The sequence below is a fragment of the Pseudomonas sp. LTGT-11-2Z genome (assembly GCF_003691445.1).
In the GTDB taxonomy this organism is placed as follows: domain Bacteria; phylum Pseudomonadota; class Gammaproteobacteria; order Pseudomonadales; family Pseudomonadaceae; genus Aquipseudomonas; species Aquipseudomonas monteilii.
Genome location: NZ_CP033104.1, coordinates 660,901 through 685,030 on the forward strand (window position 1 = coordinate 660,901; position 24,130 = coordinate 685,030).

A 24,130-nucleotide genomic window follows, 5' to 3' on the forward strand; every position below is an offset into this window, starting at 1 on the left:
GCTGAACCGGTGGGAGCGGGTTTAGACGATACGGACTTTCAGGGCGCGGCCCTTGATCTTGCCGCTGTTCAGCCGCTGCATGGCCTGCTTGGCCAGCGCCCGCTCCACGGCAACGAACGCCTGGAAGTCGAAGATGGCAATCTTGCCCACCTGCTTGCCCGGAATGCCGGCATCACCGGTCAGTGCCCCGAGAATATCGCCCGGGCGCAGCTTGTCCTTGCGCCCGGCTGCAATGCACAGGGTGCTCATCACCGGCAGCAGCGGCTCGCCGCCTTTGTTCTTCAGGCTGTCCAGCTGGTCCCAGCGCAGCGGGCTCTTCTGTAGCGCCTCGATGGCCTGTGCGCGGTGGCCTTCGGCCGGTGCCACCAGGCTGACTGCAACACCTTTCTCACCCGCACGGCCAGTACGGCCCACACGGTGTACGTGGATTTCCGCATCACGCGCCAGCTCCACGTTGATGACCATGTCCAGGCCATCGATATCCAGGCCGCGCGCGGCCACGTCGGTAGCCACCAGCACCGAGCTGCTGCGGTTGGCGAACATGGTCAGCACCTGGTCGCGGTCGCGCTGCTCCAGGTCGCCATGCAGCGCCTGGGCAACGATACCCTTGGCGGTCAGGTGGGCAACCACGTCCTCGCACTGCTGCTTGGTGAAGCAGAACGCCACGCAGGACTGCGGGCGGTAGTGGCCGAGCACGCGGGTGACGGCCTCCAGGCGCTGCTGCGGGTCGATCTCGATGAAGCGCTGTTCGATCTGGTTGTCGGTGTGCAGGCTTTCGACCTTCACCTGCTGCGGGTTGCGCATGAAGTCGGCGGCCAGTTGCTTGATACCGGCCGGGTAGGTGGCTGAGAACAGCAGGGTCTGGCGGCGCGACGGGGTCTTGCCGATGATGCCGGCGATGGCGTCGAAGAAGCCCATGTCGAGCATGCGGTCGGCTTCGTCCAATACCAGCGTGTTCAGACCATCGAGTACCAGGGTGCCCTTGTCCAGGTGTTGCTGGATACGCCCCGGGGTGCCGACGATGATGTGCGCACCGTGCTCCAGCGAAGCGATTTGCGGGCCCAGCGAAACGCCGCCGCACAGGGTGAGGATCTTGATGTTGTCCTCGGCGCGGGCCAGGCGGCGCAGCTCCTTGGCCACCTGGTCGGCGAGTTCGCGGGTAGGGCACAGCACCAGCGCCTGGCAGCCGAAGTAGCGCGGGTTGATCGGGTTCAGCAGGCCGATGCCGAAGGCGGCGGTCTTGCCGCTGCCGGTCTTGGCCTGGGCGATCAGGTCCTGACCCTTGAGGATGACTGGCAGGCTCTGGGCCTGGATCGGTGTCATCGAGGCATAGCCGAGGGCGTCCAGATTCGCCAGCATGGCGGCGGACAACGGCAGTGTGGCAAAGGCGGTGGATTCGGTGGTCACGAGGCTGGCCTGCGGTGCGAAGCGAAAAATGCCGCACAGTCTACCAGCCTCATGGTCATTCGCCCTACGACTCCATGTGTTCTTCCGGACGACGGGCACGCCTTCCGTCCGTGGGCGCCAGTTGCAGGAAGATCGCTGCCGCCAGCATGGCCATCACGCCGATGGTGACGAAGGTCAGCTGGAAGGCGCCCAAGGTGGACTCCACGCCTTCGGCGCTGCCCGCTGCGGTAAAGCCGCCCAGCAAGGCACCGGCACAGGCCACGCCCAGGCTCAGGGCCAGTTGCGCGACCACCGATAGCAGGCTGTTACCGCTGCTGGCGCTGGCGTCGTCCAGGTCGATCAGGGTCACGGTGTTCATCGCGGTGAACTGCATCGAGTTGACCGCCCCCAGCAAGCCCAACTGAATCAGCAGCACGGCGTAGGGCGTCTGCTCGTCGACCAGCCCCAGGCTGGCCAGCAGCAGGCCCAGCAGCAGGGTGTTGCCGGTGAGGATGATGCGGTAACCGAAGCGCTCGATCAGCGGGCGGGCAACGGACTTGGCCAGCATGGCCGCTGCCGCCAGCGGGATCATGCTCATGCCGGCCTGGGCCGGTGAGTAGCCCAGCGCGACCTGCAGCAGCAACGGCACCAGGAACGGCAGGGCGCCACTGCCCAAGCGGGCGAACAGGTTGCCGAGGATGCCGATGGCGAAGGTGCGCACGCGGAACAGGCTGGGCGAGAACAAAGGCTCCGGGTCGCGCCCGGCCCGCAGCCAGTAGGCGGCCAGGCACGCCATGCCGGCGAACAGCAGCAACATCACCCGCAAGTGCGGCAGGTGCAGCTCGCCCAGGCCTTCCATGGCGATGGTGATCAGTACCATCGCGGCGCCGAACAGCAGGAAACCGGGGCCGTCGAACGTGGTGCGCTCGGCGCCGCGCAGGTCTGGTATGAACTTCCATACCGCAAAGCAACCGATCAGGCCGACGGGCAGATTGAGCAGGAAGATCCAGTGCCAGCTGAGGATTTCCACCAGCCAGCCACCGACCGTCGGGCCCAGCAATGGGCCGAGCAGGCCGGGGATGGTGATGAAACTCATGATTCGCACCAGCTCGCTGCGTGGGTAGGCGCGCAACACCACCAGCCGCCCGACCGGCAGCATCAGCGCACCGCCCAGGCCCTGCACGACCCGGGCGAAGATCAAAAAGCCCAGGCTGTTGGCGGCGGCGCACAGCAGCGAGCCGAAACTGAACAGCAGGATGGCGCTGAAGAAGATGCGTTTGGTGCCGAAACGGTCGGCGATCCAGCCCGAGGCGGGGATCAGCAGGGCCACGGTGAGCATGTAGGCGATGATCACACCCTGCATGCGCAGCGGGTCTTCGGCCAGCGAGCGGGCCATGGCCGGCAGCGCAGTGTTGAGGATGGTGCCGTCCAGGGACTGCATGAAGAAGGCGATGGCCACCACCCAGGGGATCCAGCGGGCGGTGACGGGGTCTAGCGGTGGGCGTTCGGGCATGACTTCCTCGTTTGTCAGTGCCGGCCCCTTCGCGGCTAAAGGGCCAGCAAATCCAGTCACAATGTCAGTGTGAGACCTTTGACCAGCGCCCCCGGCAAATGACTCGACCCGGTACTGCGCTGTCCATAGGTGCTGGTCGACAAGATCATCTCGCGCTCGCGGGTCAGGTCCTCCAGCTGGCTGCCGAGCAAGCTGTAGAGGCTGTCATCGAAACGCATGGTGCTCACGGGCCCCTGGATCTGCCCGTTTTCTACCCAGAAGGTCGCGAACCGGGTCAGCCCGGTCATGCGCGCTGCCGGCAGGTCAGAGTAGTTCAGGTACCACAGGTTGCTGATATACAGCCCGGTGCCCAGGCGCTCGAGAATGTGCTCGCTCGCCAAGTTACCCGGTGCCAGGCTCAGTGCGCACGGCGACTCGTAGCTGTCGGCACCATTGGCCAGCAACTCGAATTCGGCCGCACTGCGCGCGCTGATCAACCGCTGCCGAGCCTCACCTTGCTGGATCAATGGCACATCCAGGCGTGGAGCCCCCTCATCGGAAAACGCCGGGCTCAGCGAACCGCTAACCTGCTCGGAGAAACTCACCAGCGGGCTCAGCCGGGCATCTGCGTTGTACAAACGCTGCAAGGCGCTGTTGCCGGTGGCCAGCGCCTGCGCGGAAAAGCCACCCCAGCACAGCATGCCGGCGATTTCGTCCATGGCCGCCGGGGCCAGGTAGGCGCGGTAGCTGCCGGGCTTGAGGGTGACTGCCGGGCGGCCGAGGAAGCCCAACTGTTCTCGCGCCTGGCGCAGACGTGCGATGAAGTCATCCGTGCTCCACACCTGGCCGGCATAGTTGGCCTTCACCGCCTGGCCGTTTTTGTGGAACAGGCTCCAGTCGAAGTTGAAGCTGTTGGCCTGGTGCCAGCCAAAGGCACCGAACGAACTGGCAAAGCCCCGGCAGATCGGGCCGGCAGCGTAGATACCGACCAGGTCCAGCTCGCCTGCTTCGCGGTCGAGCAGGGCCAGTACTTCGTCCAGTTCGGGCAGGGGCTGCGCCTGCAGGCTGTGGCTTTGCCAGGCACTTTCGTCTAGCCGCAGATAAGGGTCAACGGCCAACAGTGGCAAGGTCTGGCGCAGTTGCTCCAGCGCATCGCCAAGGCGCTGGCGGTCCAGTTGCGCGTCGCCACTCAAGGTCACCTGCTGTTCCGCCTGGCGGCCATCACGGACCAGCCGCAGTTGCGCGCTGGCCTGGCTGACAGTGCCGGCCTGGCGCACCTTGGCGTGGTTGAAACGCACGAATTGCGACTGTTCGGCGCTGTAGCCGAGGGTGAACTGCTCGCCTGCTTGCAGGGCGGCGCGCACATCCCCGACCAAGGTTTCGAAAGCATGTTTCATCAGGCGTCTCCTCCGAATACATCAATCTGGCGGAATACGCAGGCGGGCGATGCATGGCCGACCCGCACCACCTGGTTGGGTTCGCCCTTGCCGCAGTTGGGCGTGCCGAGTACCTGGAAGGTGCTGCGGTCGCCAACCGCCGCCAGGTTGCGCCAGAACTGTGCGGAGATGCCGCGGTAGTTGGGGTTCTTGACGATGCCCTTGAGCTCGCCGTTTTCGATCAGCTGGCCCCATTCGCAGCCGAACTGGAACTTGTTGCGTGCATCGTCGATGGACCAGGAGCGGTTGGTGCGCATCAGGATGCCGTGCTCGATACCCTTCACCAGTTGCTCCAGGCTTTGGTCGCCCGGCTCGATGTTCAGGTTGGCCATGCGGTCGATCGGTGCACGGTTCCACCCGCAGGCGCGGCTGTTGGCCACGCCGTCCAGGCCAGAGCGGAATTGCGACAATGCGCCGCCCAGCGGGCGCAACAGCAGGCCGTCGCGGATCAGGAACTGCTTGCTGGCCGGGGTGCCGTCGTCATCGAAGCTGTAGCTGGCCAGCTCTTCGCCGATGGTGGGGTCGAAGGTCACGTTCAGCAGGTTGGAGCCGTACTGCAGGTGGCCGAAATCGCTGGCTTTGACGAAGCTGGTGCCAGCGTAATTACGCTCGTCACCGAGGATGCGGTCCATTTCCAGCGGGTGGCCGATGGACTCGTGAATCTGCAGCATCATCTGGTCTGGCATCAGCAGCAGGTCGCGTGGGCCGCTGGGGGTGTTGGGTGCCAGCAGCAACTGCAGTGCCTCGTCGGCAACTTGCCGGGCGGCGCCCACCAGCCCGCAACGCTCGATGATTTCGAACCCGCCCTGCTGGCCGAAGTTGTCGCGGCCCAGGCTGCGGCTCTGGCTGTCCTGGCCATCGCTGGCGGTGACACCCAGGCCCGGGAACAGGAAGCGCTGGGCGTGGCGCAGTTCGGCACCGGCCGAGTTCAGGTAGGTTTGCTCGACCAGGGTCAGGCCCAGGCTCGCCTGCCAGTCCACCAGGCGGCTGTCCTTGGGCACGCTGGCCGATTCGGCGGCGAGCAAGCCAAGGCAGTCGGCGAGGGACGGCACGGGCTGGTCGAAGTTGGGTGAGATGTGGTCGTGCCGCGCGCTGGTCACGGGCTGGTCGCACAGATCGAGCAAGCTGTGCCGGGCGATCTGTCGGGCCAGGGCCTCGGCCTGTTCCAGCGCGTGTTGCAGACCCGCCTGGGACAGGTCGGCGGTGGCCGCGTAAGCCTCCACGCCGTTGACTCGCACAGTGAGCATGGCGCCTTCGTCCTGGCTGAAGAACGGAGGTTCGGCAACGTTGCGGCGAACCGACAGCGCCTGGTGCGACTGTTTCACATGGCGCAGGGAAAACAATTCGGCCGTACTGCGCAGCGCGGCAAAGCGCTGGCGCAGCAGGGCGCTGGAATCAAACATGCACAAGCCTCCGTGTACACGGTGGCTCCCCCTTAGAACCACCCCTCTAGCAATGCCAGCTCATTATGGCAGCCCGGTACTTTCCAGGTCAGGAAATAACGCGCGGCGGGAAATGGTCGGGCGTTGCCACCCCTTCTTTCTGGATGGCGGCTTTCAACATTCCGTTCAAATGCAGCGCGACATGGTGAGAGGTGTCCGTCAGCAGGTAGACGTGATGCTCGGCGAGGTCGGGCAAGCCCATGCCCTCCACGTAAGTGAGCGATGGGTCGGCGTTATCCAGCCCTTCGACGATGCCAACGGCCAGGCCACTCCTCATGCAGGCCAGCACGGCATGCCAGTTGGCGCTTTCCAGCAGGATGCGGTACGCGATGCCTTGGGCTTTCAGTGCCTGCAAGGCCGCCTCTCTGTACGGGCAGCCTTTCAACTGCAGAGCCAGTGGCAAGGGGCGGCTGGCATCATGATTGAACCCCGGGGCGGCGGCCCAGCGAGGCTGAGTCGATCGTATCCATTCACCTTGCTGCCAGTCTTCACTGCTGACCGCCACTGCCAGGTCCAGCCGCTGTCGGGCAAACAGGTCGATGAGCTCGGCACTGGACCGTGCCACGGCCTCCAGTTCCAGTTTCGGGTTACTGGCAACAAACACCGGCAAGAAGTCGCTCATGAGGTTGGCGGCATAGCCGTCGGGCACACCCAGGCGCACTTTTCCGGTGATCTGCTGCGGTGACAGCGTAGCCAGCAACCTGTCATGCGCCATCAGAAAACGTGTTGCCTCGCCCAGCAAGTGCCGGCCTGCCGGGGTCAGCTCCACCGATTGGTTGCTGCGGGCAAACAGTTGTTGCCCGACCTTTTCTTCCAGCTTCTGGATTTGTGTGGTTACCGCCGAAGGGCTGCGGTGGACGTAGTCGGCTGCATCCTTGAAGCGGCCCAGCCGCGCTACTGCCTGGAAGGTTCTCAGTACGTTGATGTCGAGGCCTTTGCCCATTGCGCCACCTGATTTAGCCGGATCGAACCAGCGCTTCGATTTATTCAACTGTACAGGCTTTATACCCCCTCTTACTGTGAGGTCAAAGCACGCCTACCTCCCGAAAATGCAATGGAATGATACGGATGAGCCTGAACGACTTCGTTGTAGATGCACTTGTGCATACCCCTTCGTACCAGAACGCTCGGCTATGGACGGTCGAGAACCACGAGAAGTACTCGACCCTGTCTCAGCCTGAGCTTGGGCCGCAAAGCGATCATCGTTTTAACCACGAGATATTTCTGCTGATGCGGGCCTTGAATGAACAGGGTGTGGGGCAGGAGGGGCTGTGTGCCGACGCACAAGGACAGGGGGCGCTCAAAAGCGTCATTAGCAATGTTGCCGACCGCCTGGCAGCACTTGGCAATGGGCGCAGGGTGCACTATGTCGAGTTGGGCCCTGAGCCGATCAAGAGCGCTTGCCTGCTGAAGCGAATGGCCGAGACTTCCAGCTCCATTCGCTACACCGCCATCGATATCAACCAGACTTCGGAGCCCGCGATGAGTGATGCGGTGCGGCCGATAGTGCAGGGCGACGGGAGCTTCAACTACATCGCCGCCGACTACCGCACGGTCACCCATGACGATTTACGTCACGACCAGGAGCTTACCCTGATCACCCTGCTGGGCTTTCAGGAGGGTAACGAGTTGCCGGTGAGCACGGGAAGGCTGATCCGTAGTCTTGCAGGTGAAACGACCTACATTCTTTCGGAAATGCAGGTGTACGAGGAAGGGTTGGAACAGCCCATCCTTGGGTTCTACGCCAACCCCAACATGCTGCAGTTCTCCCGAATGGTTGCGCTTCAACAAGGCTTCACACCGTCGGGGCCGCATGAAGCCATGCTCGTGCCGTTGCGAATTCTGGGTGAGTCGATCCATGTGGCTGTGACCCTGCAGCCTGTTCAGCGCCTACATCAACATGGGTATCTGCTGACCAATATCTGCCTCAAGTACACGCCCGAACAGTTCCGTCGCATCAGGGCACAGCACTGCAACTGCAGCGTGATGGACGAATTTGCCAGTGGCGACGGCTCGGTGCGCTATCAAATCGCGAAGTACCTCCAGTAGCGGCTTACAGGGACAGACTCATCATGAACCACTCAGACACCTTACCTTTGTTCGAGCGCGGCGTTGGCCGTGTGAAGCTGGCGCTCAAGTCAACGCTGAAGCGCGCGCCGCGACCTTCGTCGATATGCCTCGGCGAGGAGGTTGCCTGGCGGGACGATCTGCTCTGGCCCCAAGGCGCCACCATCGCCGATACCCGAACACTGGGAGAGCTGGGCTATACCCGCAGCCCGCACGCCAAAATTTCGGTCGATACCATCACTGGGGTAGCGGTTGTCCATCGGCTGTTCACACCTGAAGGTGTTGCGGCCTTGCAAGGCATCTGCACACGCCTGGAGGAAGCCGCTGGCGACAGTGAATGGATCATTTCCCGGCGCACGCGAGGGGTTACCGCGCTGTCGTCGTTCATCAACGACATGATGTGCAGTCGCGCATTCCTGTTGGCCGTGTCGCGCATTGCGGGCGTGCCGCTGGTGCCTTACCCCATGCTCAACGCCCGCTCGCAGATCAACTATTTCTATCCCAAGCCAGCGGAGCAACAGCAGCAACTGGGCATGTGGCACACGGACGGCACCAATTATGTGCTCAACATCGTGCTGTCGGGGCCTTCCGATTACAGCGGCGGCGAGTTCCTGTTCCACAACGGTACAGTCGATACCTTTGATGCCCTGGATTACCGCACCTTCGAAACTGCACGCCTGGACGCGCCTGGTGATGCCTTGTTCATCTACGGCAGCCGATTATTTCACGGTGTTCGCCCGGTACTCAGCGGGCGACGCATGTCACTGGTGTTGTCGTTCCATTGTCCCTGGTTCAGTGACGACTCCAACCGTTTCTGGCACCTGGCTTCTGACGACGGCATTCCCGCGACCCTGCCGAATTGGCTGGGGTTACGCTGGGCACTGCACCGGCCGGCTGCCCGGCACTATGCGCGTATCGGCATTGAGCCGATTACGTTCGAGGAATTGCATCCCATAGGGGCGTGAGTATGCCAAGCAGTGTGCTCTACCTGATCCTGCTGCAAGCCATTTTTGTCCTGTCCTGGAGTTCGGGCTTCATTGGCGCCCGGCTGGGTACAGAGGACGCGGGTGCGATCAGCCTGCTCTTCTGGCGCTTTCTGCTGGTCAGCATCTGCCTGTTGCCCATTGTCGCGCATCGACTGGGGGCATTGTCGTGGGCACAAATACGCTACAACGCCGTGATCGGCTTTTTGGCCCAGTTCGCCTACCTGGTGAGTGTTTACATCGCTATTCGAGGTGGGCTACCGGCCGGGATCGCTGCCATTATTTGCGCCCTGCAGCCACTGATAACGGCATCGATGAGCCGCAAGGACCAGCATGAGCGCAGCGGTCGGCAGGAGTGGCTGGGGCTTGGGGTCGGGTTCGCGGGCGTAAGTGTGGTCGTGCTGGGAGAGTACAGCCTGTCCACGACCCGGCTTGAGCTTTGGCTATACGCTCTGCCGCTGATCGCCGCCGTCACGTTGTCCATTGCCACACTTTATCAGCGGCGGCAATCGGTACTGGCGACCGACCACAGCAAGGACGGCTTGTTGATGCCGCTATTTTTGCAGTCAACCACGACGTTGGTACTGCTGGCAGCCACAGGCTTGCCGCTGGGCCTGATCGAGGTTCCTGCCAGCACGCAAGTCTGGGCGGCTGTTGCATGGCTGACCTTATTCTCGACGTTCATCGCCTACTTGAGCCTGTGGATACTGCTCACAAAACTGTCGGCGACTCGCGTTTCGGCACTGGTCTATCTGGAGCCGCCAGTGACCTTGCTATGGGCAGCACTGATGTTCGGGGACGCGATCCACTGGACAACCTATGCAGGCGTCGCAGTGGTCGCTGCGGGAATCGCCATTGCGCGTAGCCCGCGCAGGGTGACTTCGCCTGCACATGCAGTGGAGAGATAGGCACCGTGCATGAAGGCGCGCAATGCGCTCCTAGAACCAGGCGTCTTGCATCGCGAGGCAGGTGTCGTCGCGTGCCTCTAGCAATGCCAGCTCATGATGGCAGCCCGGTACTTCCCAGGTCAGGAAATAACGGGCCGCTTGCAGCTTGCCGAGGTAGAAGTCGCGGTCGCTGGCGTTGCCCTTGAGCAGGCCAAGCTCGGCGTGAATGGCCTGTTCCAGCCAACGCCAGCCGATCACGCAGTGGCCGAACGCCTTGAGGTACAGGGCCGAGTTGGCCAAGGCACCAGAAACTTTGCCCTGAGCCAGGTCGCTGAGCAGGGCAAGGGTCACGCTTTGCAGTCGGTTGACCAATTGCTCCAGCGGCTGGCGTAGCGGGTCGAGGTTCGGGTGATGGCTGGCGCGCTCGGCCGTACCGGCGATCAGGCGGATCAGTTGCTTGAGGCCGGCGCCATTGTTCTGCGCCAGCTTGCGGCCGAGCAGGTCGAGCGACTGGATGCCTTCGGTGCCTTCGTGGATCGGGTTCAGGCGGTTGTCGCGGTAGTACTGTTCTACCGGGTATTCGCGGGTATAGCCGTGGCCGCCGAGAATCTGGATGGCCAGTTCGTTGGCCTTGAGGCAGAAGGCCGAGGGCCAGGATTTGACGATAGGGGTCAGCAGGTCGAGCAGCTCCTGAGCCTGCTTGCGAGTGCTTTCTTCGCTGGCGGTCTGGGTGTCGTCGAACAGGCGAGCGGCGTACAGGCCCAGGTCGAAGGCGCCTTCGACGTAGGCCTTCTGCGCCAGCAGCATGCGTTTCACATCACTGTGTTCGATGATCGGCACCGCCGGGCTGTGCGGGTCTTTGTTATCCGGCAGTCGACCCTGCGGCCGCTGGCGGGCGTATTCCAGCGAGTACAAGTAACCGGCGTAACCGAGCATCACCGCGCCCATGCCGACGCCGATGCGTGCCTCGTTCATCATCTGGAACATGCAGGCCAGGCCTTGGTGCGGTTGGCCGACCAGGTAGCCGACGCACTCGCCGTTGTCACCGAAGTTCAGCGCGGTAGAGGTGGTGCCGCGCCAGCCCATCTTGTGGAACAACCCGGCCAGCAGCACATCATTGCGTGGGCCACGGCTGCCGTTCTGGTTCACCAGGTATTTCGGCACGATGAACAGCGAGATGCCTTTCACCCCAGGCGGGGCGTCCGGCAGTTTGGCCAGCACCATGTGCACGATGTTGTCGGACAGTTCGTGATCGCCGCCGGAGATGAAGATCTTGTTGCCCTTGAGCCGGTAGCTGCCGTCGCCGGCAGGTTCGGCGCGGGTGCGGATGTCGGCCAGCGATGAGCCGGCGTGGGGCTCGGTCAGCGCCATGGTGCCGAAATAGCGGCCCTCGATCATCGGCTGCAGGAACAGGCGCTTTTGCTCGTCGTTACCGAAACTCTCGATCAGGTTGGCTGCGCCCATGGTCAGGAACGGGTAGGCCGTGGTGCCGGCGTTGGCGGCCTGGAAGTGGGCGAAGCAGGCTTGTGAGACCAGGCTGGGCAGCTGCATGCCGCCGGCTTCGAAATCGCGGTTAGCGTTGAGGAAGCCGGCTTCGAGGAAGGCATCGACCGCGGGCTTCACCTCCGGGATCAGTTCGGCCCGGCCGTCCACATAGCGCGGCTCGTTCTCGTCGGCCTTGCGGTTGTGCGGGGCGAAGTACTTTTCGGCGATGGTGCGGGCGGTGGTTAGCGCGGCGTCGAAGGTTTCGCGGTTGTGCTCGGCGAAGCGCGGGCGCTGAGTGAGGGCTTCGGCGTCGAGGACTTCATAGAGTTCGAAGGCGAGGTTGCGGCGGCTGAGCAGGGTCTCGGGCATGGTGGCGGTCCTGAGGCGGGATGCTGCGAGTGTAGGGGCGAGGTCGGGGTGGGGACAGGTTAATAGGTTTGGGTGATATGGGTTTAGAAAGGGGTTGGGGCATTTAGGCGCTTGTCTTTTGTTTTTTGGCGCCTGCGCGATCGAGCGCCGCCCGCGCGGCGCATCGCGAGCTGCGCTCGCTCCTACGTTTGTTTCGGGCCAGTCATGCCTGTGCCAGAGGCGCGCGACCGCCTGGTTTGTGCGATGCGATATCGTGTCATGCACCAAAGCGTTCGCGCGCAAATCCCGCAGGAATAATTGGCCTGAAACAAACGTAGGAGCGAGCGCAGCTCGCGATGCGCCGCGCGGGCGGCGCTCGGTATCATAGGCGCTGAACATCTCAAACCATGCGCCCATAAAAAAGGAGAGCCGAAGCTCTCCTTTATCAACAACCCTCAGCCTCAGCCAATGGTCATCAAGCTGGCATTACCGCCCGCAGCAGCAGTGTTTACACTCACCGCCCGCTCGATCACCAAGCGCTCCAGCGCAATCTGGTGATCCCCGCTGGACAGCCCGTGCACACCCACGATCGCCCCGGCGCGTTTGGCCACCTGCTGGCAAACGCCGCGCAGTTGGTCAGAGTCGCCATGGTGGATCACAGCGTCGAACGCCACTTCATCCTTGTTCCAGTCCGAAACCAGCTTCACCTTGGCCTGCAGCTCGCGTGGCAGGCGCTGGCGCAGCGCCTTGCCAGGTTCGCCGTCAGCCCATACCGCCGAGCTGCCCACCGCCAGCACGGCCGCGAACTGGGCCAGCAGGTCGGCCTCGTTGTCGGCCAGGCACAGCACGTGCTCGCGCGGCAGGATGGTATAGCTGTTGCGCTCGCCGGTCGGGCCTGGCAGCAGGCGGGCGATACCGCTCTGCGACTGGCTGGCGAACTGGCTGCACAGCGCGGCCAGGTCGGCCAGCTGGTTGTTTTCTGCCCAGGCCTTCAGGCTGTGCAGCGGCTTGATCAGCTGATCGTGCAGGGTGCGGTCCGGCTTGCCTTCGCCATCTTGATGCTGGAAGTGGCGGCCAATCGCGTCGGCCGGGCGGGTCGACAGCAGGCGGTACAAGTACAGCGGGCCGCCGGCTTTCGGGCCGGTACCAGACAGGCCTTCACCACCGAATGGCTGAACACCTACCACCGCACCGACGATGTTGCGGTTGACGTACATGTTGCCGGCGTTGGCGGTTTCCACGACTTTGGCGATGGTCTCGTCGATGCGGGTGTGCACGCCGAGGGTCAGGCCGTATCCGGAATTGTTGATCTGCTCGATCAGTTGGTCCAGGTTGCGACGGTTGTAGCGCACCACGTGCAGCACCGGGCCGAAGATTTCGCGCTTCAGCTCGTCGAAGCTTTCCAGTTCGATCAGGGTTGGCATCACGAAGGTGCCGCGCTTGATCTCGGCGGCATCGGCGATTGCCACTTGATAGACCGAGCGGCCTTTCTCGCGCATGCCCTGGATGTGCTTCTCGATGCCGGCCTTGGCTTCGGCGTCGATCACCGGGCCAATGTCCACGGCCAGGCGGTCCGGGCAGCCCAGGCGGCTTTCGGCCATGGCGCCCTTGAGCATTTCGATCACGCGGTCGGCGGAGTCTTCCTGCAGGCACAGCACGCGCAGGGCCGAGCAACGCTGGCCGGCACTGTCGAAGGCCGAGGACACCACGTCGATCACCACCTGCTCGGTCAGTGCCGAGGAGTCGACGATCATGGCGTTCTGGCCACCGGTTTCGGCGATCAGCGGGATCGGTCGGCCCTGGTTGTCCAGGCGGCCGGCGACGTTACGTTGCAGCAGGCGGGCCACTTCGGTGGAGCCCGTGAACATCACACCTTTGACGCGCTCATCACCTACCAAGCCGGCACCAACGGTTTCGCCGCGGCCTGGCAGCAGTTGCAGCACGCCTTCAGGGATGCCGGCTTCCAGCAGCAGGCGCACGGCCTGGGCTGCGATCAGCGGGGTTTGCTCGGCTGGTTTGGCCAGCACCGGGTTACCGGCCGCCAGGGCAGCGGCCACCTGGCCCGTGAAGATCGCCAGCGGGAAGTTCCACGGGCTGATGCATACCACTGGGCCCAGAGGGCGGTGGGCGTCGTTGCTGAAGTCGTTGCGGGCTTGTACCGCGTAGTAACGCAGGAAGTCCACGGCTTCACGCACTTCGGCGATGGCGTTGGCGAAGGTTTTGCCCGCTTCGCGGATGAGCAGGCCCATCAGCGGCTGGATTTCGGCCTCCATCAGGTCGGCGGTGCGCTCCAGAATGGCGGCGCGCTCGGCGGGCGGGGTGGCCTGCCAGATCGGTGCAGCATTCAGCGCGCACTGGATGGCGTTGTCGACATCGGCGACGGTAGCTTCCTGTACATGGCCCACCACGTCGCGGTGGTCTGCCGGGTTCAGTACCGGTGCGGCGGCACCTTGGCTGGCCGCGCAGGCCAGCAGCGGGGCGGCTTTCCAGTCGTTGTGGGCGGTGGCCAGCATGGCGCAGGACAGCGACGCCAGGCGGTGTTCGTTGGCCATGTCGATACCGGCCGAGTTGGCGCGCTCGCTGCCATACAGTTCACGCGGCAGCGGGATACGCGGGTGCGGCAGGCCGATGCTGCCTTCCTGGGTGCCCATGCGCTCGATGCTGGCGACCGGGTCGGCAACCAGTTCCTGAATGGAAATCGAGTGGTCGGCGATGCGGTTGACGAACGAGGTGTTGGCGCCGTTTTCCAGCAGGCGGCGTACCAGGTAGGCCAGCAGTGTTTCGTGGGTGCCGACCGGTGCATACACGCGGCACGGGCGGTTCAGCTTGCCGTCGGCAACCTTGCCGACCACTTGCTCGTACAGTGGCTCGCCCATGCCGTGCAGGCACTGGAACTCGTACTGGCCCGGGTAATAGTTCTGCCCGGCATTGTGGTAAATGGCCGACAGGGTGTGGGCGTTGTGGGTGGCGAACTGCGGGTAGATGGCTTCTGGCACGGCCAGCAGCTTGCGGGCGCAGGCCACGTAGGACACGTCGGTGTACACCTTGCGGGTGTAGACCGGGTAGCCTTCCAGGCCTTCGACCTGGGCGCGCTTGATCTCGCTGTCCCAGTAGGCGCCTTTTACCAGGCGGATCATCAGGCGGTGGCGGCTGCGCTTGGCCAGGTCGATGACGTAGTCGATCACGTACGGGCAACGCTTCTGGTAGGCCTGGATAACAAAGCCGATACCGTTCCAGCCGGCCAGTGACGGTTCGAAGCACAGGCGCTCGAGCAGGTCGAGCGATAGCTCCAGGCGGTCGGCCTCTTCGGCGTCGATGTTCAGGCCGATGTCGTACTGCTTGGCCAGCTGGGTCAGCGACAGCAGGCGCGGGTACAGCTCTTCCATCACGCGCTCGTACTGGGCGCGGCTGTAGCGCGGGTGCAGCGCCGACAGCTTGATGGAGATGCCCGGGCCTTCATAGATGCCGCGGCCATGGGAGGCCTTGCCGATCGAGTGGATGGCCTGCTCGTAGGACGCCAGGTACTTCTGTGCGTCGTGCTCGGTCAGTGCCGCTTCGCCGAGCATGTCGTAGGAATAGCGGAAACCTTTGGCTTCGAAGCGGCTGGCGTTGGCCAGGGCTTCGGCAATGGTTTCACCGGTCACGAACTGCTCGCCCATCAGGCGCATGGCCATGTCGACGCCCTTGCGGATCATCGGCTCGCCGCTTTTACCAATAATGCGGGTGAGCGAGGAGGTCAGGCCGGATTCGTTGTGGGTGCTGACCAGCTTGCCGGTCAGCAGCAGGCCCCAGGTGGCGGCGTTGACGAACAGCGATGGGCTGTTGCCCAGGTGCGGCTGCCAGTTGCCGGTGCTGATCTTGTCGCGGATCAGCGCGTCGCGGGTGCCCTTGTCGGGGATGCGCAGCAAGGCTTCGGCCAGGCACATCAGCGCCACGCCTTCCTGGGACGACAGCGAGAATTCCTGCAGCAGGCCCTGGACGATGCCGGCACGGCCACCAGCGCTCTTCTGGTTGCGCAGTTTTTCAGCGATGCCGGCGGCCAGCTTGTTGGTGGCCTCTGCCAGCGGGGCGCTCAGGCGCGCCTGCTCCAGCAGCATTGGCACCACTTCCTGCTCGGGGCGGCGGTAGGCGGCAGTGATTGCCGAACGCAGCACCGACTGCGGCAGGATGCTCTCGGCGAATTCGAGGAAGCACTGGTGGCTGTGGTCAGCCTGGACTTCGCCGGCGTCGTCGGCCAGGTTGCTGACATGACCGTTGAGTTCGGTCAGGGTGGCACCACCCTCGAGCTTCTCCAGGTAATTGAAGATCGCTTGCTTGATCAACCAGTGCGGCGTGCGGTCAATGGACTGCGCAGCTGCTTTGAGTCGCTCACGGGTCGGGTCGTCGAGTTTGACCCCAAGGGTGGTAGTCGCCATTTCTTATCCTCGTTATTGCCACGGTTGTGGCCTAAGCTGGCGTCAAGAGTATCTGTAGGACAATTCGGGTGCAACCAGGTGCAACCCGAATTTTTTGTGTAAAAGGTGCAACTCGTCTGACAGTCATTTCCACACGATGGAAAGGGTCGTTTTCGGTGCTTTTTATTCTGAAAAAACGGCTTGATGCGCCAAAAAGGAGCAAAAAAGCAGCTTTATCGGAAAATGCACCGGCAGGTGCAACTTGCAAATGAAAAAGGGTTGCACCCGCTTTGCGTTGTTGCATAGCATTCGCCGCCTGGGTGCAACCGCCATGGCTGCGGTTGCGCATGAGATAAAAACAAACGCCAGGGCACACGTATGGGCAACCCACTAACGATCACCTTCGTGATCTACATCGCGGCAATGGTGCTGATCGGCTTCGCTGCCTATCGCTCCACCAACAACCTTTCCGACTATATCCTCGGCGGTCGTAGCCTGGGCAGCGTGGTGACCGCGCTTTCCGCTGGCGCTTCCGACATGAGCGGCTGGCTGCTCATGGGCCTGCCGGGCGCCATCTACTTCTCTGGTCTTTCCGAGGCCTGGATCGCCATCGGTCTTACCGTCGGCGCCTACCTGAACTGGCTGTTCGTCGCCGGCCGCCTGCGCGTGCAGACCGAGCACAACGGTGATGCACTCACCCTGCCGGATTACTTCTCCAGCCGCTTCGAAGACAACAGCGGCCTGCTGCGGATCATCTCGGCCATCGTCATCCTGGTGTTCTTCACCATCTATTGCGCCTCTGGCATCGTTGCCGGTGCCCGCCTGTTCGAAAGCACCTTCGGCATGTCGTATGAAACTGCCCTGTGGGCGGGGGCTGCGGCGACGATTGCCTACACCTTCGTGGGTGGCTTCCTGGCAGTGAGCTGGACCGACACCGTGCAAGCGTCGCTGATGATCTTCGCGCTCATCCTCACCCCGGTGATCGTGCTGATCTCGACCGGTGGCTTCGACACCACCTTCGCCGCCATCGACGCGGTGAACCCGGCCAACTTCGACATGCTCAAGGGCGCGACCTTCGTCGGTATCATCTCGTTGATGGGCTGGGGGCTGGGCTATTTCGGCCAGCCGCACATCCTGGCGCGCTTCATGGCTGCCGACTCGGTGAAGTCGATTGCCAACGCTCGCCGTATCTCCATGACCTGGATGATCCTGTGCCTGGCCGGTACCTGTGCCGTGGGCTTCTTCGGCATTGCCTACTTCTCGGCGCACCCTGACCTGGCGGGCCCGGTAACTGAAAACCACGAGCGTGTGTTCATCGAGCTGGCCAAGATCCTGTTCAACCCATGGATTGCCGGTGTGCTGCTGTCGGCCATTCTGGCGGCAGTAATGAGCACCCTGAGCTGCCAGTTGCTGGTGTGCTCCAGTGCCCTGACCGAAGACTTCTACAAAGCCTTCCTGCGCAAGAACGCTTCGCAGGGTGAGCTGGTGTGGGTCGGCCGCCTGATGGTGCTGGCCGTTGCGCTGATCGCCATCGCCATGGCCGCCAACCCGGAAAACCGCGTGCTGGGCCTGGTGGCTTACGCCTGGGCTGGCTTCGGTGCGGCCTTCGGCCCGGTGGTGCTGATTTCGGTACTGTGGAAAGGCATGACCCGTAACGGCGCGCTGGCCGGTATCGTGGTGGGTGCGCTGACCGTGATCCTGTGGAAGAACTTCGACACCCTCGGGCTGTACGAAATCATCCCGGGCTTCCTGTTTGCCAGCATTGCCATTGTGCTGGTGAGCAAGCTGGGCAGCCCGTCGCAGTCGATGGTCAAGCGTTTCGAAACCGCTGATGCGGCTTATCACGCTGACAAGTAATACCCGTTGAATTGGGGGCGCCTGCTTCGCGGGCGCCACCGATCAGCAGCAAGGCCTGACTCCGCCTGCAAGGCAAGGTAAACTTGCCACCCCCGCAGGAGTTGCCATGAACTATCGTCACGCCTTCCACGCCGGCAACCACGCCGACGTCCTCAAACACATCGTGCTGACCCGCCTCATCGCCCTGATGTCGCGCAAGGAGCAGCCGTTCGCCTACATCGATACCCACGCAGGGCTTGGTCTTTACGACCTGCAAGGCGACCAGGCAACCCGTACCGGCGAGTATCTGGAAGGCGTTGCCCGCTTGTGGAATCGTGAGGATCTGCCAGCCATGGCTGCCGATTACCTGCGCGTCATCAAGCGCCTGAACGCCGACGGCGAGCTGCGCTACTACCCCGGTTCGCCCGAGCTGGCCCGCCGCCTGATGCGCCAGCAAGACCGTGCCCTGCTCAACGAGAAGCACCCCGAAGACGGGCCGCTGCTTAAAGAGAACATGAAAAAAGACCCGCGCGTGGTCGTGCACCTGGGCGAAGGCTGGCATGTGCCGCGGGCCTTGCTGCCCGTGCAGGAAAAGCGCGCGATCATGCTGATCGACCCGCCGTTCGAGCAGGCCGATGAGCTCAAGCGCTGCACCAATGCCATGAAAGAGGCGATTGGCCGCATGCGCCAGACTGTTGCGGCCATCTGGTACCCGATCAAGGACCAGCGCTCGCTGACTCGCTACTACCAGGACCTGACCAGCACCGGTGCGCCGAAACTGCTGCGGGTCGAGCTGTATGTGCATCATCAGGACAGCCCGCAGGGGCTCAATGGCTCTGGCCTGGCCATTGCCAATCCACCGTGGGGGCTGGAAGAAGAGCTCAAGGAGCTGCTGCCTTGGCTGGCCAAGGAGTTGGCGCAGACCGATGGCAGCTACCGTATGGACTGGTTGATCGCCGAGTAAGCAGCTGTCTCCTATCCCTTGTGGGAGCGGGCTTGTCCCGCGAAGCAGGCGACGCGGTGTATGGCACCGGCTTTGCCGGTGTTCGCGGGGCAAGCCCGCTCCCACAACGACCGCGCAGTTCCTGATCTTTGCGTTATAATCCCGCCCTTTAGCCGCCACCCGCCCAAGAGGCCGCTGGCGCATTTTTACCGAATGAAGAGGCTAATCCCTTGGCATTGACGATCCTTGGCCTGTCCGGCGCCCTTAGCCATGACCCTTCCGCGGCCCTGTACATTGACGGCAAGCTGATTGCCGCCGCCGAAGAAGAGCGCTTCGTGCGTGACAAGCATGCGAAGAACCGCATGCCCTACGAGTCGGCGAAGTTCTGCCTGGAACAGGCAGGCATCAAGCCGTCCGACGTCGACGTGGTAGCCATCCCGTTCGCCCCGATCAGCCTGTTCGGCAAGGCGCGCTGGCACTATGCCAAGCGCTACTGGTACGCCCCGGATCGTGCCCTCGACGCCATCCTGATGGGCAACCGTCGCTACAAGCGCTACCGCAAGAAGATCGTCTGGTGCCTGGAGCAGCTGGGCTTCGACCCGAAAAAGGTCAAGATCGAGCCGGTCGAGCACCACCTGGCTCACGCCTCCAGTGCCTACCACTGCTCGGGCTTCAAGGAAAAAACCGCCATCCTCGGCATCGACGGTAAAGGCGAATACGCCACCACCTTCTTTGGCTACGGCGAAAACGGCAAGATCCACAAGATCAAGGAGTTCTTCGACCCGGACTCCCTGGGTGGCCTGTACGGCGCGATCACCGAGTTCCTCGGCTTCGAAATGCTCGACGGCGAGTTCAAGGTCATGGGCATGGCGCCGTATGGCGACGCCAGCAAGTATGACTTCTCGCGCCTGGCCAGCTTCGAAAACGGCGAACTGGTGATCAACACCGAGTATGCCAACGTTATCGGCCTGCGCCGCTATAAAGAGAAGGGCAAGGGCTTCTACTTCTCGCCGAAGCTGATCGAATGGCTGGGCCCCAAGCGCGAAGGCGACATCGCCGACGAGCCGTACATTCATTACGCGGCCAGCATGCAGGCGCTGTTCGAGAAACTGGCGCTGCAGATGATCGACCACTACCTGGGCGACACCCTGCGTGAAACCGGCAAGCTGGCCTTCGCCGGCGGCTGCGCGCTGAACGTGAAACTGAACCAGAAGATCATCGCCCGCCCGGACGTGAAAGAGCTGTTCGTCCAGCCGGCCTCTGGCGACGCAGGCACTGCCGTTGGCGCCGCGGCCTATGTTTCCCATGCCCGTGGCGTACCGGTCGAGAAGATGGAACACGTCTACCTCGGCCCGTCTTACTCCAACGAAGACGTGATCGCGGCCTGCGCCCGTCACCCGAACCAGCCGAAGTGGCGCAAGCTGGAGAACATGCCGCAGCAGATCGCCCAGATCATGGTCGACGGCAACCCGGTAGCCTGGTTCCAGGGCCGCATGGAGTTTGGTCCGCGTGCCCTCGGTGGCCGCTCTATCATCGGCTGCCCGAGCGTTGAAGGTGTGGCTGACCGCATCAACCACCAGATCAAGTTCCGCGAACGCTGGAGACCTTTCTGCCCGTCGATGCTCGACACCGTCGCCCCGCAGATGATCAAGGTCGACCACCCGGCGCCGTTCATGACCTTCACCTTCGAAGTGGCTGAAGAGTGGAAAACCCGTGTGCCGGAAGTGGTCCACGAGGACGGTACTTCGCGTGCCCAGGTGCTCAAGCGTGAGTACAACCCACGCTACTACGACATGATGAAGGCGCTGGAAGACCTGACCGGCAACGGCGTGTCGCTGAACACCTCGCTGAACCGCCGTGGTGAGCCGATGATCTGCTCGCCGACCGATGCCCTGAACATGTTCTTCGGCTCGGACCTGCAGTACCTGATCATGGAAGACATCCTGGTCGTGAAGGACGGCGCTGCCGCCTATGACCAGCCGCTCTGAACCGCGCATCCTGCAGTTCTGCCATGGCTATGACGGGCCTTTCCTGGATTGCGCCCGTCAGTACGCCAGCCTGTTCCAGGGCCGTGGCTACCAGGTCACCACGGTGTTCCTCACCGGCGCTGCCGACCCGCAGGTAGCGGCGGGCTGCGCGTCGGACGAGGTGCTGTTCCTGGCGTTCAGCTCCAAGGCCGTGCGTGGCCTGAAGCTCGGCGCCATCCGTGCCTTGCGGCGGATCGCGGCCGAGCGCAATTTCGCGTTCTGCATTGCTCACCGCTTCAAGCCGATCTACGTGGCCCTGCTGGGCACCGGCCTGCCGGTGATTGGCGTGCATCATGCCTTTGGCGACTACGAGCGCAAAGGCCGCCGGTTGTTCGCCAACCTGTTCAGCAAGCGCCTGAGCTTGCTGGGCGTGTCGGACGCCGTGCGTGACGATATGCGCCGCTGCCTGCCGCACTGGCCGGCCGAACGCATCCAGACCCTGTACAACCGCATCGATATCGACGCCCTGCAAGCGGCACTGGTGCCGCGCGCCGAAGCACGCCAGGCCTTGGGCCTGGATGCACAGGCATGGATCGTCGGTAATGTCGGGCGCCTGCACCCCGACAAAGACCAGGCAACCCTGTTGCGTGGTTTTGCTCAGGCGTTGCCAGGGCTGCCAGCGGGCGCCCGTCTGGCGATTCTCGGCAAGGGCCGGCTGGAGGCCAAGCTCAAGGCTCAGGCCGCCGAGCTGGGTATTGCCGGGCAAGTGGACTTCCTGGGCCAAGTGCCGGATGCACGGCGCTATTTCCAGGCGTTCGACGTGTTTGCCCTGAGCTCTGACCATGAGCCGTTCGGCATGGTCCTGCTCGAAGCCATGGTCGCCGGTGTGCCGGTGCTCGCCACGGCATGCGGCGGGGCCCGCGAAGTGGTCGAGGGTGTGGGTGTGCTGTTCCCGCTGGGCGATGCTGCACAGTTGGCGCAGGGGCTGAAGCATCTGGCCGTGCTGGACGGCGAGCAGCGCCAGGTCTGTGCCGAGCACATGTTGCAGCGTCTGCGTGAACGCTTCTCTGACCATGCGGTGCGTGAAGCCTTCTGGCAGCTGCCGCAAGTGCGTGCGCTGGTGGAGCAGGCCTGATGCTCAATCGAATCCAGGCCTTCCGCGAACGCGGTTGGCAAGTTATAGACGCCAAGGCCTATGCCGAGGCATGGGCGCGCTTTGGTGGCAGTGTTGCCACTCATCCGCTGGTGGTCGAACAGCTGGCAGACCTGGCACAGATCCCGGTGCGATACCTGGGCTGGCATCAGGCGGGTGAGCTGAAGGCCGCCATCCCAACCTGGGGGCGTCACCTGGCGCTGTCCAAGGATGTGCTCAAGCGTGCTGGCAAGAAAGCCCTGTTCGATCTGGGCAATGCCGAAATCATCCTGCCGGCGGCAGCCGATGCCGCTGCACCGCTGCGCCATGCCGCACGCTACCTGTCCGACCTGAACCAGGGCCGCTTCAGCGGCCTCAAGGCGCAGAAGGAACAGCTGGCCATGGCCCGCGCCCCTGAAGACCTGTCGAAAAAATTCCGCTACAACCAGCGCCGCGAACTGCGCCTGCTGGAAGAAGCAGGTGGCGTGGTACGCCCGATCAGCGACTTCAGTGCGCAGGAAATCGCCAGCATGTACTGCGACCTGTTCCAGCGCCGCTGGGGCTTCCCGGCCACCGGTGCCGAGCACATGGCCCAGGTGCTGGAGCGCCTGCAAGCGCTGCTGATCGGCTCGGTACTGCTGCTGGATGGCAAGCCGATTGCCATTCAGCTGGTGTACCGCGTCGAAGCGCCGGAATGGATCAGCGTCGAGTACATCAATGGCGGCGTAGACCCTGAAACCAAGGCTTTCAGCCCGGGTAGCGTGCTGAGCTTCCTCAATACCCAGGCCGCCTGGGAAGACGCCCGTGCGCGCAACAAGCCACTGCGGTTCTCGTTCGGCCGTGCCGACCGCGAGTACAAGGACCGCTGGTGCAACCCTGTGCCGGTGTACCAGGCGTGAGCCGCAAGCAGCAGTTGCTCAAGCGCCACCGGCGCAACAAGCGCCTGGGCTTGCTGACGGGCCTGGTTGCGTTGGTCGCCTTGGGGGGTTTCAGCTGGTGGTGGCTGCCACTGCTGCTGTTGCCGCTGGTCTGGGCGGCTCACGAAGCTTGGTTTGCCGACCATCTGTTCTACGCCCCGGGCGAGGATTACGCCTACGACTTCGGTGAACAGGCGCGGGAAGTGCCTGCCAGCCTGCGCGATGGCCAGCTCCAGGCCGATTGCGTGCTGCAGGGTGACGAAACCCTCATGCTTGAGCTGCAGGTAAAAAGCTCCTGGCTGGGGCGGTTTCTCGACCCTCGGGTAGAGCTGGGCGCTGCTGAGCAGGCTGACCGGCAAACGTTCGAGCGTGGTGTCGATGGCGTACGGTTTCTCAACCTGACCGGCCTGGCCGTGCCCTTGCAAGCGGGTACCTTGCGCCTGCGCGGTCGTCATTGCCGGCTGCAAGGCCAGCCGCGCCTGTGGATAACCCCCGCTGTCGAGCTGCAACGTCGCCGAGTGATGGTGATCGCGCCGCACGCCGATGACGCCGAGCTGGCTGCATATGGCCTCTACAGCCAAGCCGACGAAACCTGGGTGGTCACCCTGACAGCTGGCGAGATCGAAGCCGAACACTACCAGCAGATGGGCCTGGCAAAAGCCGAGGCCGCCCGCCTGAAGGGCCGCTTGCGTGCCTGGGACAGCATCGCTGTGCCCCGCTGGGCTGGTGTGCCGGAGTCACGTTGCGTGCAGTTGGGTTACTTCTGCCTGCAACTGCCTGCCATGCAGGCCGCGCCCGATCAGCCGGCTGCTTCCCGTGAAGCTGACCTGGCCGATATCCGCGTGTTCCGCCAGTTCAACCCGTTCCCGCTACCGGCCGACCGCGATGGCGCGCCAACCTGGCACAACCTGCTGGCCGACCTGCGGGCCTTGCTGGAAATGGCCAAGCCGGAAGTGTTGGTGATGCCGCACCCACAACTCGACCCGCACCCCGATCACATCTGCGCCCAGGCGGCCGTGCTGGAGGCCCTGCAAGGCCTGGCCTGGCAGCCGCAGACCTTGTTGTGCTACGCCAATCACCTGCACGACAACGACCGCTGGCCGATGGGCGACAGTGGCGACGGCGTGGCCTTGCCGCCGCAGTTGAGCGCAGCCCAGGCCTGGGCACCCTGCAGCCTGGTGCTGGACCTGGCCACGCAGCGCGACAAGGCCATGGCCCTGGGCATGATGCACGACTTGCAGCCGCCGGCGCCCTTAAAGCGCCGCTTGCGCCGCCTGCTGCAGCGCTGGCTGGCCGGGCGGCAGCCCTCGCCTTACGGGGAGAACGAGTTCTTCCGCAAGGCCGTGCGCCGGCACGAACTGTTCTGGCGGCGTGAACTGTAAGCACGCCCCATGGTTGACCGCGATGGCGCAGAG

Annotated in this window: 17 protein-coding genes; 9 read left to right on the top strand and 8 right to left on the bottom strand. The window is 63.5% G+C overall.

Annotation, left to right across the window (positions count from 1 at the left end; all coding sequences use genetic code 11):
- Window positions 1-21: 21 nt before the first annotated feature.
- The 5 genes from dbpA to D8767_RS03050 all read right to left on the bottom strand — a co-directional run bounded on the left by dbpA (window position 22) and on the right by D8767_RS03050 (window position 6,699).
- Window positions 22-1,359: an ATP-dependent RNA helicase DbpA gene (dbpA, locus tag D8767_RS03030; RefSeq protein WP_231115641.1), complete on the bottom strand. Its 1,338-nt coding sequence runs from the start codon at window positions 1,357-1,359 to the stop codon at window positions 22-24.
- A 112-nt stretch (window positions 1,360-1,471) separates the two neighbouring features.
- Complete coding sequence (gene mdtD, locus D8767_RS03035; protein ID WP_016712374.1) at window positions 1,472-2,899, bottom strand: multidrug transporter subunit MdtD; 1,428 nt, start codon at window positions 2,897-2,899, stop codon at window positions 1,472-1,474.
- Window positions 2,900-2,955: 56 nt separating this feature from the next.
- Window positions 2,956-4,275: a TldD/PmbA family protein gene (locus D8767_RS03040; protein ID WP_016712373.1), complete on the bottom strand. Its 1,320-nt coding sequence runs from the start codon at window positions 4,273-4,275 to the stop codon at window positions 2,956-2,958.
- A complete protein-coding gene (locus D8767_RS03045; protein ID WP_016712372.1) occupies window positions 4,275-5,717 on the bottom strand; it encodes a TldD/PmbA family protein in 1,443 nt (480 codons plus the stop codon). The genes D8767_RS03040 and D8767_RS03045 overlap by 1 nt, the downstream gene beginning before the upstream one ends.
- Window positions 5,718-5,805: 88 nt before the next feature.
- Window positions 5,806-6,699: a LysR family transcriptional regulator gene (locus D8767_RS03050; protein ID WP_016712371.1), complete on the bottom strand. Its 894-nt coding sequence runs from the start codon at window positions 6,697-6,699 to the stop codon at window positions 5,806-5,808.
- A 125-nt stretch (window positions 6,700-6,824) separates the two neighbouring features.
- Here D8767_RS03050 and D8767_RS03055 point away from each other — a divergent pair, with 125 nt between their 5' ends.
- The 3 genes from D8767_RS03055 to D8767_RS03065 are packed head-to-tail and all read left to right on the top strand — an operon-like array spanning window position 6,825 to window position 9,714.
- On the top strand, window positions 6,825-7,805 hold the full coding sequence (locus tag D8767_RS03055) for a hypothetical protein (protein WP_016712370.1): 981 nt from the start codon (window positions 6,825-6,827) through the stop codon (window positions 7,803-7,805).
- Between the two features lie 23 nt (window positions 7,806-7,828).
- On the top strand, window positions 7,829-8,788 hold the full coding sequence (locus D8767_RS03060; RefSeq protein WP_016712369.1) for a 2OG-Fe(II) oxygenase: 960 nt from the start codon (window positions 7,829-7,831) through the stop codon (window positions 8,786-8,788).
- Window positions 8,789-8,790: 2 nt separating this feature from the next.
- Window positions 8,791-9,714, top strand: a complete 924-nt coding sequence (locus tag D8767_RS03065) for a DMT family transporter (RefSeq protein ID WP_016712368.1) — start codon at window positions 8,791-8,793, stop codon at window positions 9,712-9,714.
- A 30-nt stretch (window positions 9,715-9,744) separates the two neighbouring features.
- Here the strand turns inward: D8767_RS03065 and D8767_RS03070 are convergent, their stop codons facing one another.
- The 3 genes from D8767_RS03070 to D8767_RS28610 all read right to left on the bottom strand — a co-directional run bounded on the left by D8767_RS03070 (window position 9,745) and on the right by D8767_RS28610 (window position 16,224).
- Window positions 9,745-11,547 carry an acyl-CoA dehydrogenase gene (locus D8767_RS03070; protein WP_016712367.1) on the bottom strand — a complete coding sequence of 601 codons (1,803 nt, stop codon included), beginning with the start codon at window positions 11,545-11,547 and terminating at the stop codon, window positions 9,745-9,747.
- A gap of 440 nt (window positions 11,548-11,987) precedes the next feature.
- Entirely contained in the window at window positions 11,988-15,941 is a 3,954-nt protein-coding gene (gene putA / locus D8767_RS03075) for a trifunctional transcriptional regulator/proline dehydrogenase/L-glutamate gamma-semialdehyde dehydrogenase (RefSeq protein ID WP_122048275.1), read from the bottom strand.
- A gap of 31 nt (window positions 15,942-15,972) precedes the next feature.
- Entirely contained in the window at window positions 15,973-16,224 is a 252-nt protein-coding gene (locus D8767_RS28610; RefSeq protein WP_141099571.1) for a hypothetical protein, read from the bottom strand.
- Window positions 16,225-16,298: 74 nt separating this feature from the next.
- Between D8767_RS28610 and putP the strand changes: the two genes are divergently transcribed.
- The 6 genes from putP to D8767_RS03105 all read left to right on the top strand — a co-directional run bounded on the left by putP (window position 16,299) and on the right by D8767_RS03105 (window position 24,097).
- Window positions 16,299-17,777, top strand: coding sequence for a sodium/proline symporter PutP (gene putP / locus D8767_RS03080; protein WP_016712365.1), 1,479 nt, complete (start codon window positions 16,299-16,301; stop codon window positions 17,775-17,777).
- 106 nt (window positions 17,778-17,883) lie between these two features.
- A complete protein-coding gene (locus D8767_RS03085) occupies window positions 17,884-18,720 on the top strand; it encodes a 23S rRNA (adenine(2030)-N(6))-methyltransferase RlmJ (protein WP_122048276.1) in 837 nt (278 codons plus the stop codon).
- Between the two features lie 209 nt (window positions 18,721-18,929).
- Window positions 18,930-20,687, top strand: a complete 1,758-nt coding sequence (locus tag D8767_RS03090) for a carbamoyltransferase (protein WP_016712363.1) — start codon at window positions 18,930-18,932, stop codon at window positions 20,685-20,687.
- Window positions 20,671-21,801, top strand: a complete 1,131-nt coding sequence (locus D8767_RS03095) for a glycosyltransferase (RefSeq protein ID WP_016712362.1) — start codon at window positions 20,671-20,673, stop codon at window positions 21,799-21,801. The genes D8767_RS03090 and D8767_RS03095 overlap by 17 nt, the downstream gene beginning before the upstream one ends.
- A complete protein-coding gene (locus tag D8767_RS03100; RefSeq protein WP_016712361.1) occupies window positions 21,801-22,697 on the top strand; it encodes an antimicrobial resistance protein Mig-14 in 897 nt (298 codons plus the stop codon). Before D8767_RS03095 ends, D8767_RS03100 begins: the two co-directional genes overlap by 1 nt.
- On the top strand, window positions 22,694-24,097 hold the full coding sequence (locus D8767_RS03105; protein WP_122048277.1) for a PIG-L deacetylase family protein: 1,404 nt from the start codon (window positions 22,694-22,696) through the stop codon (window positions 24,095-24,097). The genes D8767_RS03100 and D8767_RS03105 overlap by 4 nt, the downstream gene beginning before the upstream one ends.
- Window positions 24,098-24,130 lie beyond the last annotated feature (33 nt).

Excerpts from the sequence above, each read along its gene's own strand:
- dbpA (WP_231115641.1), bottom strand. The coding sequence starts at position 1,359 with ATGCTGGCGAATCTGGACGCCCTCGGCTATGCCTCGATGACACCGATC.
- mdtD (WP_016712374.1), bottom strand. The coding sequence starts at position 2,899 with ATGCCCGAACGCCCACCGCTAGACCCCGTCACCGCCCGCTGGATCCCC.
- D8767_RS03040 (WP_016712373.1), bottom strand. The coding sequence starts at position 4,275 with ATGAAACATGCTTTCGAAACCTTGGTCGGGGATGTGCGCGCCGCCCTG.
- D8767_RS03045 (WP_016712372.1), bottom strand. The coding sequence starts at position 5,717 with ATGTTTGATTCCAGCGCCCTGCTGCGCCAGCGCTTTGCCGCGCTGCGC.
- D8767_RS03050 (WP_016712371.1), bottom strand. The coding sequence starts at position 6,699 with ATGGGCAAAGGCCTCGACATCAACGTACTGAGAACCTTCCAGGCAGTA.
- D8767_RS03055 (WP_016712370.1), top strand. The coding sequence starts at position 6,825 with ATGAGCCTGAACGACTTCGTTGTAGATGCACTTGTGCATACCCCTTCG.
- D8767_RS03060 (WP_016712369.1), top strand. The coding sequence starts at position 7,829 with ATGAACCACTCAGACACCTTACCTTTGTTCGAGCGCGGCGTTGGCCGT.
- D8767_RS03065 (WP_016712368.1), top strand. The coding sequence starts at position 8,791 with ATGCCAAGCAGTGTGCTCTACCTGATCCTGCTGCAAGCCATTTTTGTC.
- D8767_RS03070 (WP_016712367.1), bottom strand. The coding sequence starts at position 11,547 with ATGCCCGAGACCCTGCTCAGCCGCCGCAACCTCGCCTTCGAACTCTAT.
- putA (WP_122048275.1), bottom strand. The coding sequence starts at position 15,941 with ATGGCGACTACCACCCTTGGGGTCAAACTCGACGACCCGACCCGTGAG.
- D8767_RS28610 (WP_141099571.1), bottom strand. The coding sequence starts at position 16,224 with ATGCAACAACGCAAAGCGGGTGCAACCCTTTTTCATTTGCAAGTTGCA.
- putP (WP_016712365.1), top strand. The coding sequence starts at position 16,299 with ATGGGCAACCCACTAACGATCACCTTCGTGATCTACATCGCGGCAATG.
- D8767_RS03085 (WP_122048276.1), top strand. The coding sequence starts at position 17,884 with ATGAACTATCGTCACGCCTTCCACGCCGGCAACCACGCCGACGTCCTC.
- D8767_RS03095 (WP_016712362.1), top strand. The coding sequence starts at position 20,671 with ATGACCAGCCGCTCTGAACCGCGCATCCTGCAGTTCTGCCATGGCTAT.
- D8767_RS03100 (WP_016712361.1), top strand. The coding sequence starts at position 21,801 with ATGCTCAATCGAATCCAGGCCTTCCGCGAACGCGGTTGGCAAGTTATA.